At 39.0% G+C, this 11,987-nt stretch carries 12 protein-coding genes and 1 pseudogene; 5 read left to right on the top strand and 8 right to left on the bottom strand.

Translation table 11 applies throughout. From position 1 onward, the window contains the following. Positions 1-72: 72 nt before the first annotated feature. From HUN22_RS11495 to HUN22_RS11475, 5 genes and pseudogenes are all read right to left on the bottom strand, one after another. Positions 73-597 (bottom strand): annotated as a pseudogene (locus tag HUN22_RS11495) (GNAT family N-acetyltransferase); the annotation flags it as partial. 61 nt (positions 598-658) lie between these two features. Continuing rightward, on the bottom strand, positions 659-3,298 hold the full coding sequence (mutS, locus tag HUN22_RS11490; RefSeq protein WP_174729363.1) for a DNA mismatch repair protein MutS: 2,640 nt from the start codon (positions 3,296-3,298) through the stop codon (positions 659-661). A 528-nt stretch (positions 3,299-3,826) separates the two neighbouring features. After that, a complete protein-coding gene (locus HUN22_RS11485) occupies positions 3,827-4,822 on the bottom strand; it encodes an NADP-dependent oxidoreductase (RefSeq protein ID WP_174729360.1) in 996 nt (331 codons plus the stop codon). Between the two features lie 51 nt (positions 4,823-4,873). Then, entirely contained in the window at positions 4,874-5,677 is an 804-nt protein-coding gene (locus HUN22_RS11480; RefSeq protein WP_174729357.1) for an oxidoreductase, read from the bottom strand. Between the two features lie 14 nt (positions 5,678-5,691). Beyond that, positions 5,692-5,865: a hypothetical protein gene (locus HUN22_RS11475; RefSeq protein ID WP_174729354.1), complete on the bottom strand. Its 174-nt coding sequence runs from the start codon at positions 5,863-5,865 to the stop codon at positions 5,692-5,694. Positions 5,866-5,913: 48 nt separating this feature from the next. Between HUN22_RS11475 and HUN22_RS11470 the strand changes: the two genes are divergently transcribed. The 4 genes from HUN22_RS11470 to HUN22_RS11455 are packed head-to-tail and all read left to right on the top strand — an operon-like array spanning position 5,914 to position 9,508. After that, positions 5,914-6,927, top strand: a complete 1,014-nt coding sequence (locus HUN22_RS11470; protein WP_174729351.1) for an alpha/beta fold hydrolase — start codon at positions 5,914-5,916, stop codon at positions 6,925-6,927. A 24-nt stretch (positions 6,928-6,951) separates the two neighbouring features. Next, entirely contained in the window at positions 6,952-7,815 is an 864-nt protein-coding gene (locus HUN22_RS11465; RefSeq protein ID WP_174729348.1) for an alpha/beta fold hydrolase, read from the top strand. Between the two features lie 46 nt (positions 7,816-7,861). Continuing rightward, positions 7,862-8,248 carry a helicase gene (locus tag HUN22_RS11460; RefSeq protein ID WP_174729345.1) on the top strand — a complete coding sequence of 129 codons (387 nt, stop codon included), beginning with the start codon at positions 7,862-7,864 and terminating at the stop codon, positions 8,246-8,248. Between the two features lie 9 nt (positions 8,249-8,257). Further along, positions 8,258-9,508, top strand: a complete 1,251-nt coding sequence (locus HUN22_RS11455; RefSeq protein WP_174729342.1) for an NADH:flavin oxidoreductase/NADH oxidase family protein — start codon at positions 8,258-8,260, stop codon at positions 9,506-9,508. Positions 9,509-9,577: 69 nt separating this feature from the next. Here the strand turns inward: HUN22_RS11455 and HUN22_RS11450 are convergent, their stop codons facing one another. Both HUN22_RS11450 and HUN22_RS11445 read right to left on the bottom strand, forming a co-directional pair. Then, entirely contained in the window at positions 9,578-10,012 is a 435-nt protein-coding gene (locus HUN22_RS11450; protein WP_174729340.1) for a winged helix-turn-helix transcriptional regulator, read from the bottom strand. 106 nt (positions 10,013-10,118) lie between these two features. Next, entirely contained in the window at positions 10,119-10,478 is a 360-nt protein-coding gene (locus tag HUN22_RS11445) for a winged helix-turn-helix transcriptional regulator (protein ID WP_174729336.1), read from the bottom strand. 127 nt (positions 10,479-10,605) lie between these two features. On the opposite strand from HUN22_RS11445, the gene HUN22_RS11440 reads away from it, so the two are divergent. Next, positions 10,606-11,463, top strand: a complete 858-nt coding sequence (locus HUN22_RS11440; RefSeq protein ID WP_174729333.1) for an SDR family oxidoreductase — start codon at positions 10,606-10,608, stop codon at positions 11,461-11,463. Between the two features lie 167 nt (positions 11,464-11,630). On the opposite strand, the gene HUN22_RS11435 is transcribed toward HUN22_RS11440, so the two are convergent. Beyond that, positions 11,631-11,951 (bottom strand): pyrimidine/purine nucleoside phosphorylase, encoded by a 321-nt coding sequence (locus tag HUN22_RS11435; RefSeq protein WP_174729330.1) that lies wholly within the window; start codon positions 11,949-11,951, stop codon positions 11,631-11,633. Between the last annotated feature and the right edge of the window lie 36 nt (positions 11,952-11,987).

The raw sequence follows: 11,987 nt of genomic DNA, 5'->3' as shown, positions 1-11,987 counted from the left end.
CATTTTTTCTTTTACAAATTTTAATTTTCTGTCTTTTTTGCTGAAAAACCTTAAATTTTTAGAGCTAAAGCTTTTACATAGTAAATGGATATCTTCGGGTTCTAGCTGCCAAAGTTGTTGATCTGGAGCACTTAATGGTTGCGCGCCATGCTTCATATAGAAGTCTACAGTGCGGCGACTTGGCGTTGCTGAAATATACAGTTGTTTTGCGCCAAGTTGCTGGGCAGACTCTTTTGCGGCTTGCATAAGCTTACTACCAATGCCTTGACCTTGCTGGTCGGCATCAACATAAAAATAGTGGAGTAATTTAGCTTGAGGATAGTTAGCAATCACTTGGTTTGAAACTACACTCACGCCAACTAGTTTTTCTGTAACATCAAATGCACCGACAAATATTGAACCTTGTGCAAAGAGCTGTTTGAGCTTAGGTGGGTCATTTTCTAGATGATATGAATCCCAATGTTGCACATCAAAAAAACAATCAACCAATTCTAGCTGTTGCTGGTTCTGTGTGTACATTTGAGTAATTAATTCACGGCGGCTAATCTGCTGCCAAATAAGATCGATTTCTGAATTTTGCAAAGATCTTAAGATCATATAAATATTATTCTCCGATATGAATAAGCAGACCTAAGCCTGCTTATTCGGAAGTGCTTTATTAAGATTTGAGGGCAGCTTTCAGCTCATAGAGTTGTTCAAGTGCCTGACGAGGCGATAAGTTATCGACTTCAATTTGCTTAAGTAAATCTAGAGCAGGAGATGGAACTTCGATTTCGACAACTTTCTCTATGATTTGTGAACCAACATTTGCATCTGGTGGAGCAAACAAATCATTTTGAAAACTAGTTTGTAGATGTTGCTGCTGCTGTTTCTCTAAAATACGTAAACGCTTTTGAGCTTCTTTAATGACATTGGCAGGAATACCCGCTAATTTTGCAACTTGTAAACCATGACTTTGACTCGCAGGGCCTTGCTGAACTTTATGCAATAAAATCAAGTTGCCGTTAAGCTCTTGCGCCGTCACATGATAGTTATCGATTCCTGCTTCACTACCTAGTTCGGTTAACTCGAAATAATGAGTGGCAAATAAACATAAACATTTGACGCGTTTTGTTAAATCGACCACGCATGCCCATGCTAAAGATAAACCGTCATAGGTACTGGTTCCGCGGCCTACTTCATCCATTAACACCAGCGATTGATTAGTGGCATGGTGCAGAATCTGCGAAGTTTCTGTCATCTCAACCATAAAGGTCGATTTACCTGTAGATAAATCATCCGCTGAACCAATACGGGTAAAAATTCGGTCAATTGGACCAAGTTTGACGGTTTTAGCTGGAACATAGCTACCGCAATAAGCAAGTAAACTGATTAATGCCGTTTGACGCATGAAGGTTGATTTACCGCCCATGTTTGGACCAGTAATAATGGCCATACGGTGCTGAGCATCAAGGAAAGTATCATTTGGCGTAAATGGCGCTTTATTTAATGCTTCAACGACAGGATGACGACCTGCCTGAATTTTAATACCTGTTTCCGGGGTAAATTCAGGACGCGCCCAATTGTTTAAACGCGCTTGATGAGCAAAGTTTGCAATGACATCAATTTGAGCAATTGCTGAACTCATCATTTGTAGATGAGCAATATTTTCACGAAGATTTTCAAGTAAAGCTTCGAATAATGCTTTTTCACGCGAGAGTGCACGTGACTCGCTCGATAGGACTTTATCTTCAAAACTCTTTAGCTCAGGGGTAATGTAGCGTTCAGCATTCTTTAAAGTTTGACGACGGATATAGTCGGCTGGTGCTTGTTCTGATTGAGCACGAGTGAGTTCGATGTAGTAACCACTTACACGGTTATAACCGATTTTAAGGGTATTAATGCCTGTACGTTCACGCTCTTTAATTTCTAAATCAATGAGGAATTGACCTGCATGATCACGAATTTGACGTAATTCGTCGAGTTCAGCATCATAACCTTCTGCAATTACATTGCCATCACGAAGTAATACAGGAGGGTTTTCAACAATCGCTGCCATTAAGTGTTGATGAAGCGCTTTGAAATCTCCAAGTTCTTGATCAAGTTGAACTAATAGCTTAGATTTCTTTGCCTGAATGACTGGAGTTAACGCCGTTCTTAGAGCTGGAATTTGTGCACATGCATGACGAAGCTGCACTAAATCACGTGGTCGCGCACTACCTAATGCAACACGGCTAAGCACACGTTCAATATCACCAATTTCTTTAAGCACTAAACGAACTGGGTTTTCATGATATCCCTGAATGAGTTGCTCAATCGCATCTAAACGAGCATCAAGCAATGCAGTATCACGCACAGGTTGCATCAGTGTGCGGCTGAGTAAACGGCCACCCATTGCAGTTTGACAGTCATTTACTAGTTGGAATAATGACGTTCCATGTTCAAATAATGGTTCAATAATTTCTAAATTACGACGTGTGATTGGGTCGAGCGCAATAAAGTCAGTGCTTTGTTCAAGTTGGATTGAACGAATATGTGGTAATGCAGTTTTTTGTGTTTCTTTTGCATAGTGAATAAGTGCAGCGGCAGCAGCTTTGGCTAAAGGTAATGGGTCTAAACCAAAACCTGAAAGTGTTGATACCGTAAACTGATCACATAAAGTCTTTTGTGCATTATTTAGGTTAAAATCTACATTCGGACGTTTAGTAACAGGACAATCTAAGTGCTTTTTAATTTGTTCGATAATGTTGGTGTCGACCAAGTCTTCATCAATCAAAATTTCACTTGGCATTAAACGCGCGAGTTCAATCGGTAATTGTTCTGGCTTGTAATCTTGTTGTTGAACTTTAAAAATGCCCGCGCTCAAGTCGAGTAAAGCAAAACCAATCTGGTTTTGATGAATGCACAATGAAACTAAATTAGATGATTGATAACTGCTGAGCAATGCATCATCAGTCAATGTACCCGGGGTCAGAATACGAACGACTTTACGTTCAACAGGGCCTTTACCAGTTACTTCCCCAACTTGTTCGCAAATAGCGACTGTCCGCCCAGCTTTGACAAGGCGAGCAAGATAACCTTCTGCCGAATGATAGGGAACCCCTGCCATTGGAATAGGTCGGCCACTGGCTTTACCACGATGGGTTAAAGTGATGCCCAAAAGTTTGGCTGCTAAATGAGCATCTTCAAAGAAAAGCTCATAAAAGTCACCCATACGGTAAAATAGCAACGCATGTTGATAGTCCGTTTTAACTTTGAGATATTGCTGCATCATAGGTGTATGAGAAGATAAGTCAGCCATGATTTCAGCGCTATTCATGCGTATTAAACCCTTAAAAAATCGATAATATTTTACGTTTGGTCATCTAACCAATTCTTACAACTTCTGTGTAAATCTGACCTAATATAAGAAAAAGTATACCTTTTAGTGTACTTTTTTTATGTCTAAATTGATCCAACAGCATGTAAGAGATTAACTTGATTTCTCACTCTATCTATTTTAACAAATTGAGATTGATTGATAAAAATGATTCCTAAAATGAATGAGGAAATAAGCAACAAAAAGCAAGTTACTTTATCATCTTATGCACTTAGAAAACATGAAGATCATGGTGCTAGAGTGTTTGACTAAAAGAAATGAAGAAATGGTACTATCATGATATGAAAAAGAGTGTGCAATTTTGTTGCAGCAGTGAGCAAATCATTTTTAAAAGCTAATATTGATTTTGCTTCTTCAATAAAGGAGCCATAACTCTATCCAGCACCAAAATTTCCTGTTCCCTGTAATCTGTGAAACATTTAATCCTGTTTTCAAACACTGGATTTTTCATTTTAGACTCCTTTACTATCATGCAATGCTTACAATGACTTTCCCTTTTGATCGGCCAATATTTACATATTGAAGTGCTTCTTTGATTTGAATAAATCCATAGATTTGATCAACCACAGGTTTAATTATTCCAGCCTCCACCAGTTCTGTAATTTTTGAGAGCTGTTGACCATTCGGCTGCATAAATAAAAATGTATAAGTAATGCCATGTTTCTTTGCTTTATGTCGAATTGACCAACTTAACATTGGGATAACACATTTTAGGAACCAGTTAGGATGAATTGCCTGTGCAAAAGCGTGATCGGGAGGTCCTGAAATACTAATAAGACGTCCGCCGCGTTTAAGAACGTTCAGTGATTTTTCCAAGGTTTTTCCGCCTTGTGTATCTAAAACTACATCATAATCTTTTAGCTCTTGCTCAAACTCCATTGTTTTATAGTCAATGATAATGTCAGCGCCTAGCTCTTTCACCCAACCACTGTTTTTGGCACTGGTTGTGGTTGCAACCGTAGCGCCAAGTGACTTGGCAAGTTGAATCGCAATTGAACCCACACCACCTGAACCTGCATGAATAAGCACTTTTTGACCGGCTTTAACTTTTGCGATTTCAACCAGAGCTTGCCATGAAGTTAAGGCAACTAAAGGGAGGGCTGCTGCCTGTTCCATCGAAATATTTTGCGGTTTAAGTGCCAGTGAAGATTCTTGAATGACCGTATATTCAGCAAAAGCTCCGTTTAAATCGATCTTGGCATAGACTTCATCACCTACCTTAAACTGAGTGACCTTCGAGCCTACTTCTACGACTGTACCTGCAAAATCATTACCCAAAATAAAAGGAAATGGTACAGGCAGAATAGCCTTAAACTCACCTTCTAAAACTCTTAAGTCAAGAGGATTAATACTGGCTGCATGTACTTTAACAAGTACTGCATTTTCGGTTAGAGATGGTTTGGGTTGTTCATTGAGTTGGACATCATCAATCTTGCCATAACGGCTTATGTAGGCTGCTTTCATTTTAAACCTCTATTTTTGAATTCTTTAAATGTTCTAGATTCTAGTTCTAGACTATACCTTCATGCTTCGCTGAACTAACTTGTCAAAGACTTTTACAGGAGCAAAGCGTCGAAGGGCTTTTAAATTTCTTGCAGTTTTACCTGCTGTGTAGCGTGGTACGACGTCTTGAGTCTGAATGACAGTTAAAATTGTATTAGCAACCACACGTGGGTCATCTGACTTATTAATTGAATGAATCATTTGTTTATGTAGCTTTTCACGTGCCTCATCGTAAAAAGAAACTTTATTGTCAGCTTCAAGTAAATTCATTCCTAAAGAAGTCTTGGTATAAGCGGGTTCAATAAGAGATACACGAATGCCCTGAGACCTTAATTCATGGTCTAAAGATTCAGAATAACCTTCAAGAGCATGTTTTGACGCAGAATAAAGTGCGCTAAAAGGCATCGGTACAAGTCCAAGAATTGAACTGATATTTAAAATAAGTCCTGAGTTTTTCTGACGCATGTGCGGAATAACTGCGCGAGTCATTCGAACAGCACCGAAGAAGTTAGTATCAAAAATAGCCTGTGCTTGCTGCATTGAGCTTTCTTCAGCACCAGCGGGTGATATTGCAAACCCAGCATTGTTAATTAAGACATCAATTCGGCCTTCATTTGCTATTACTTTTTCAATGGCTTGAGTCACCGAGTCGTCTTGATTTACATCTAACTCAATCAGATGAAATTTATAGTTTGATGAAATTTTTGCTTGTCGGCTTGTGCCATAAACAATAAACCCTGCCTCATGTAAAAGATCTGCGGTTGCTAACCCAATACCTGAAGATGCGCCTGTAATGAGAACTACTTTGCTGCTCATATCATATTCCTTACTTAAACTTTGTAGCCTGAACCAATCAATTCCGGCTTGTTTTTTTCATCATAATCTAAAAATAAAATAGTTACTACTAAAAAGATAGTGACAATATATTTTTGCCTGTGTATAGTTAGTATTAAATCGATACCAACTCTGTTTTTTATCTTTTCTCCCTTTGAAAGATCACTCATAAAAAACAGATGAATCAGATCAATGAATTAAATTTGAGGATCAGAGAAATGAAGTTTTTATTAAATACAGTGGCTATGAGTTTGACAGCGTTATCTGTTTTTAGCGCTCCCTTTACTCAGGCAGAGGTTGTGCCATCGGTTTCTTTTAATGAACCATCAATTCAGGCCCATAAAGTGTCATCAAGTGCTGTTAGCAATCCGCAAGCAGGGCAACACGCCGAGCAACATACAAATTGGAAGAATGTACCTACTCAATTTATTCGTGCGGGTGACGTTAACTTCGCTTACCGAGAATATGGTCAACAAAACGGTGGAACACCTGTCATTTTCTTAAATCACTTGGCAGCTGTTCTAGATAATTGGGACCCTCGAATTATTGATGGAATTGCAGCTAAACATCATGTGGTGGTGTTTGATAATCGTGGTGTTGGGGCTTCTACAGGTAAACCAGCCCAGTCGATTGAGCAGATGGCGGACGATGCGATTGCATTCATTCAAGCAAAAGGCTTTAAGCAAGTTGATTTATTTGGCTTCTCGATGGGCGGCATGATTTCACAAGAGATTGCTTTAAAGCAGCCAAATTTAGTTCGAAAAATTATTTTATCTGGAACTGGCCCTGCGGGCGGCACAGGCATTACTACTGTAGGAAGAATTTCAAATTGGGATTTAGTTCGTGGAATGGTGACTGGTCAAGATCCTAAAGTTTATCTTTTCTTTACACGTACAGAAAATGGTAAAGCTGCCGCTAAACAGTTTATTCAACGTATTAACGAACGTACCGAAAACCGCGATAAAGAAATCACCATTTCTGCCTACCGTGCCCAGCTTAAAGCACTCAAAAAATGGGGAAGTAAGAAACCTTCCGACCTTTCTGTGATTCAACAACCCGTCTTAGTTGCTAATGGTGATCATGACCGAATGGTTCCAACCGTGAACACCTATGATTTGGCAAAACGTTTGCCGAATAGCTCTTTGGTTATCTATCCAGATGCTGGCCATGGTGGAATTTTTCAGTTCCATGAAGATTTTGTAAAACAATCGCTTACATTCTTAGCGAAATAAGAACTTAAATTTAGGATAAAGACAATGACTGCGATTACTCACCAAACAGCCGAGACCCAATTCATTGAAGTAGATGGAGCAAAATTTGCCTATCGTCGATGGGGGAAGTCAAATACAGGGCAACCACCGCTATTTTTTCTTCAACACTTTCGAGGTGGTTTAGACAACTGGGACCCAATCATTACCAATGGTTTGGCAGAAGGGCGTGAAGTCATTTTGTTTAATGGTCGAGGCATAGCTTCATCTACAGGTCAGCCTCGTACCCGTATTGAAGATATGGCAGACGACGCGGCAGCAGTCATTCGTGCATTGGGTCTAAAACAAGTTGATTTATTAGGCTTTTCACTCGGCGGGTTTCAGGCACAAGATTTAGTACGCCGTCATCCTGAACTTGTAAGAAAGCTGATGCTTTTAGGTACAGGGCCAAGAGGCGGTAAACCACGCGGTGACGACCCCGAAGTGGCGACATTAGTATTGAAACATGCCACAACTGCTGTGCCATCTGAAGAAGACTTTCTCTTTTTATTTTTTGGCCGATCTGAAGCTGCTATTCAAGCGGGCCGTGAATTTTGGCAACGTCGACATGAACGCAAAGATCAAGATACACCAAGTTCAGTTGAAGTCATGCAGGCACAGATCGAAGCCAATATGCATTTCTTACCTAAACTTGATGAACAGGATCCATTTGTGCATTTACGTGAGATTAAACAACCTACTTTCATTTTAAATGGTGTTGATGATGTGATGATTCCGACCATCAACGCCTATCACATGGCACTTAATATTCCAAACGCGCAGCTATTTATCTATCCAGACGCAGGACATGGTGCTCAATTTCAATACCCTGAACGCTTTGTAAAGCATGCAATCCAGTTTTTAGATGAATAAATGCATGAGTTCGAGGTAGTCAATTTGATGAATCAAGAAGGCAAAAATGATGAAATTTAAATTGTTGCTGTGGATGCTCACCAAGCTCATGCAGCGTGCGGTAAAAAAGAACCCGAAATGTGCAGCTTATGTGAAAGATAAAAATGTCACCTTTCAGATTCAGACGGCAAGTGGTGAAGGGCGCTATTTTGAAGTCAAAAATGGCAAGATTAACTCTTACTCAGGGCTAACCAAGTCACCAAGTTTTATCTTTACCTTTAAGACTGCTAGTAAAGGATTCGCCGTATTGTCTGCTAAAGACAGTGTGAATACGTTTTTAACTGCACTAAAAACACAAGACCTTGTGATTAGCGGAAATTTTGTGGATGTGATGTGGTTTCAAAGTTTAGTGGACTTTATTCAACCTCATTCAAAACCATCTTTCACTGTGTGAGATAAGACCATGACTCAACCGCAATTAGAAACCAATCTTTTGAATCAGCCCTTAACTTTGCCGAATGGCGTTATCGTTCCAAATCGTTTAGCAAAGGCTGCAACCAGTGAAACTTTAGCTAGTTATTCAAATAACCCAAATGAAAAGCATGTTCGACTATATAAACGTTGGGCTGCCTCAGGTATTGGGATGATCATAACTGGCAACATCATGATTGACCGACGTGCCTTGGGTGAGGCGGGTAATGTAGTTGTTGAAGATGAACGTGATTTTGCAATTTTACAGAAATGGGCAAAATCGGTGACCGAGCAAGGTTCTCAGTTGTGGGCACAGTTAAATCATCCAGGGAAACAGTCAACCAAAGGATTAAATGTACGTACTATTTCTGCATCGGCAGTGCCGTTTGGGCCAGAAATGCAATCTTTATTTGCGACGCCTGATGAAGCCACACAAGCAGAGATTATCGATATTATTCAGCGCTTTGGTCATAGCGCAGCTATATGTAAAAAGGCAGGATTTAGTGGTGTTGAAATTCATGCTGCGCACGGTTATCTGATTAATCAGTTCTTGTCACCTTTGCACAATTTAAGAAATGACGAATGGGGTGGTACACCTGAAAAACGTCGCCGTTTTTTAATGGAAGTGTATGCAGAAATTCGAAAACAAGTTGGTAAAGAGTTTCCTATTGCGATTAAGCTTAACTCGGCAGACTTTCAAAAAGGCGGCTTTACCGAGCAAGATTCTTTAGAAACCATTCAGGCTTTAGCAGATGCAGGCATTGATCTTATAGAAATATCAGGCGGCACCTATGAATCTGGCGTAGCCAAAGCACCACAAAAAGCATCGACCATTGCCCGTGAAGCTTTCTTTATTGATTTCGCTGAAAAAGTAAGAACACTCGTAAAAACTCCACTCATGGTCACAGGTGGTTTTCGGACTGTAGAAGGTATGAATCAAGCTTTGCGGTCTCAAGCGTGTGATGTCATTGGGATTGCCAGAATCATGGCAATTGAACCTGATATACCTAAATATTTGCTAGCGGGCAAAAATGGTCTTCAGTCAGTGCATCCCATCAAAACAGGCATTAAAAAGGTCGATAGTCTAGGCGTTATGGAAGTACTTTGGTATACCCAACAATTAAAACGCATGGGTAAAGGTAAGGAGCCAAAACCTTATGAAAGTGGTTTATGGGCATTTATTAAATCTGTTTTAGGCAGTGGTTGGGGAACTTATGCAACTCAACGGGCACGGGCTAAATAAAGTATCTACATTACATAAGCCACAAAAAAAGCACTCTAACTGAGTGCTTTTATATATTTAAATTATTCGCTATTTTTGACTAATCGGGCGAGTACCAATTTCAGCACCAGTCATTTGATCAATCACAATCGGTTGAATTTCAGTGCCTTGTTCTGCATCAAGAAAAGTCACCATTTTTTCAGGCTGTTCATAAGGTTTATATTTTCGGCCCCATGCGCCAATTACAAATAAAACAGGTAGAAAATCTTTACCAGCTTGAGTTAATACATATTCTTCACGAGGAGGGTGTTCAGAATATTGTCTTTTTTCAAGTAAGCCTTCATCCACTAAAACAGACAAACGTTTTGTTAGCATGGTTGGAGCAATACCTAAGCTTTTACGGAACTGATCAAAACGTGTAAAACCTGCATGAGCATCGCGTAAAATCAACATACTCCAAGCATCACCTAAAACTGAAAGACTTCTAGCGATTGGGCAGACTTCAAGATTGCTATTTTTACTCATATCGACTTAATAAACTTAATAGTAACTACTAAAATAATACTAACATGAAGTGTTGAGTGACGCCAGTTTGAATATTTAATATACGATAATAGTTCTATTTCCCGAGTTAATTTTGAACGATGTCTGCACTCGGCTGATTTTCTAATAATTTGGATAAATTATTTTCAAGCCAAGTCGTCAAATCAAAAAGTCGTTCGGAAGCCTCCCGTCCAAAGTCTGTTAATTCATAATCTACACGAGGCGGTATTTCTGCATAATCCTGACGCACGATAAAACCATCTTGCTCAAGTGTTTTTAAGGTTTGTGCCAACATTTTTTCACTAATGCCATCAATGAGTTTTTTTAACTCACTAAAGCGCAGACGTTGATCTCGAAGTGCCACTAAAATCAAGACACTCCAACGACTAGTGAGTGTTAACAAAATTTTTCGAGAGGGACAATCTGCTGAAAAAACGTATCCTTTCATCGCGCACTACCTTAATTACAAAACTTTACATTTTTTTCTAAACTTACTTTTAGGTAAGTACTTACTTTTAGTAAGTTAAGGTACTACGATGATTGAAAGATATCAACTACATTAGATGGAGATCATCATGCGTATTGCAGTTACTGGTGCATCAGGTCAGCTCGGCCAACTCGTTATTTCTCAATTACTCGAACGTACTGAGGCAAAAAATATTGTGGCGTTAGTGCGCAATCCAGACAAAGCATCAGAATTAAGTTCGAAAGGAATAGACGTTCGTGCTTTTGATTATGGTCAAGATCCAGATAAACTCGCAGTTCAGTTGGGTGGTATTGATAAGCTTTTATTAATCTCATCGAGTGAAATTGGGCAACGTACTGTACAACACCAAAATGTAATTAATGCCGCAAAACTTGCTCAGGTAAAATTTATTGTTTATACGAGTTTATTAAACGCAGATACATCACCGCTTGTATTAGCACAAGAACATGTTGAGACTGAACAATATTTAAAAACCTCGAACATCGCACATACATTATTACGTAATAACTGGTACAGTGAAAATTATGCAATGGGACTTGCACAAGCAGTTGAACATGGCAAAATTTTTGGGGCAACGCATCACGGCAAAATTGCTTCTGCTTCACGCTTAGATTATGCGACTGCTGCCGCTGTGGTATTAACTCAAGAGGGACATGAAAATAAAGTCTATGAACTGGCAGGTGATACGAGTTATACCCTTGATGATGTTGCAAAATGGTCAAGTGAAATCAGCAAAAAAGAAGTAATTTACCAAGACCTACCAGAAGCGGAATATAAAGCACTCTTGGTACAATTGGGTATACCAGAAGGCTTTGCCCATATCTTGGCAGATTCAGATGAAGGTGTATCTAAAGGTGGTTTGTATAGTGAAAGCAAAGACCTACATCAGTTAATTGGTCGTGCTACTACAAGTATGCAAGAGACGATTAAAGAATTCTTATCTTAAGTAAACTATTACTCCTATTTAATAATTAAAAAGGCTTAGATTTTCTGATTTAGGCCTTTTATATATTTTAATAGATAAATAAGATTGTTTTAATTAATAGAAACTTATCCGCATCACCCCCAGATGCATCTTGAATTTCTATCGCAAGGAAATAGTGATGAATTTATTCAACCTAAATGACAAACATAATCGATAACTTCATCTGTCATAATTTTGAAGTAGCTATTTTCCGGGACATAAAAAGTTTCACCACTAGAAAAGATTCTAGCCTCTGGTTCATCACCAATTTGAACGCTGCATTTTCCTGAAATAATCTCTATGCGTTCTGGTACATGAGTCTTGAAGATCAAATACTTGTTTGTTGGAAGAATTACACCGAGAGTCTTTTTTGTACCATCTTCAAGTTCAATGAGATGACTAATCGAGTGACCTTCAAAGTAAACATTAGCTTTTTTTCTTATAGAAACAGAATCAAACTGATTTGGCATTTTTTGATACCTTTTATTGTATTGAATACTTTAATG

The organism is Acinetobacter lactucae (assembly GCF_013344765.1).
In the GTDB taxonomy this organism is placed as follows: Bacteria; Pseudomonadota; Gammaproteobacteria; order Pseudomonadales; family Moraxellaceae; genus Acinetobacter; species Acinetobacter lactucae_A.
The sequence above is the reverse complement of the archived record's forward strand: the minus strand, read 5'-3'. Positions and strand labels throughout refer to the sequence as shown.

What these genes read in the sequence shown, in the direction of transcription:
- mutS (WP_174729363.1), bottom strand. Translation starts at nt 3,298, where the DNA reads ATGAATAGCGCTGAAATCATGGCTGACTTATCTTCTCATACACCTATG.
- HUN22_RS11485 (WP_174729360.1), bottom strand. Translation starts at nt 4,822, where the DNA reads ATGAAAGCAGCCTACATAAGCCGTTATGGCAAGATTGATGATGTCCAA.
- HUN22_RS11480 (WP_174729357.1), bottom strand. Translation starts at nt 5,677, where the DNA reads ATGAGCAGCAAAGTAGTTCTCATTACAGGCGCATCTTCAGGTATTGGG.
- HUN22_RS11475 (WP_174729354.1), bottom strand. Translation starts at nt 5,865, where the DNA reads ATGAGTGATCTTTCAAAGGGAGAAAAGATAAAAAACAGAGTTGGTATC.
- HUN22_RS11470 (WP_174729351.1), top strand. Translation starts at nt 5,914, where the DNA reads ATGAAGTTTTTATTAAATACAGTGGCTATGAGTTTGACAGCGTTATCT.
- HUN22_RS11465 (WP_174729348.1), top strand. Translation starts at nt 6,952, where the DNA reads ATGACTGCGATTACTCACCAAACAGCCGAGACCCAATTCATTGAAGTA.
- HUN22_RS11460 (WP_174729345.1), top strand. Translation starts at nt 7,862, where the DNA reads ATGATGAAATTTAAATTGTTGCTGTGGATGCTCACCAAGCTCATGCAG.
- HUN22_RS11455 (WP_174729342.1), top strand. Translation starts at nt 8,258, where the DNA reads ATGACTCAACCGCAATTAGAAACCAATCTTTTGAATCAGCCCTTAACT.
- HUN22_RS11450 (WP_174729340.1), bottom strand. Translation starts at nt 10,012, where the DNA reads ATGAGTAAAAATAGCAATCTTGAAGTCTGCCCAATCGCTAGAAGTCTT.
- HUN22_RS11445 (WP_174729336.1), bottom strand. Translation starts at nt 10,478, where the DNA reads ATGAAAGGATACGTTTTTTCAGCAGATTGTCCCTCTCGAAAAATTTTG.
- HUN22_RS11440 (WP_174729333.1), top strand. Translation starts at nt 10,606, where the DNA reads ATGCGTATTGCAGTTACTGGTGCATCAGGTCAGCTCGGCCAACTCGTT.
- HUN22_RS11435 (WP_174729330.1), bottom strand. Translation starts at nt 11,951, where the DNA reads ATGCCAAATCAGTTTGATTCTGTTTCTATAAGAAAAAAAGCTAATGTT.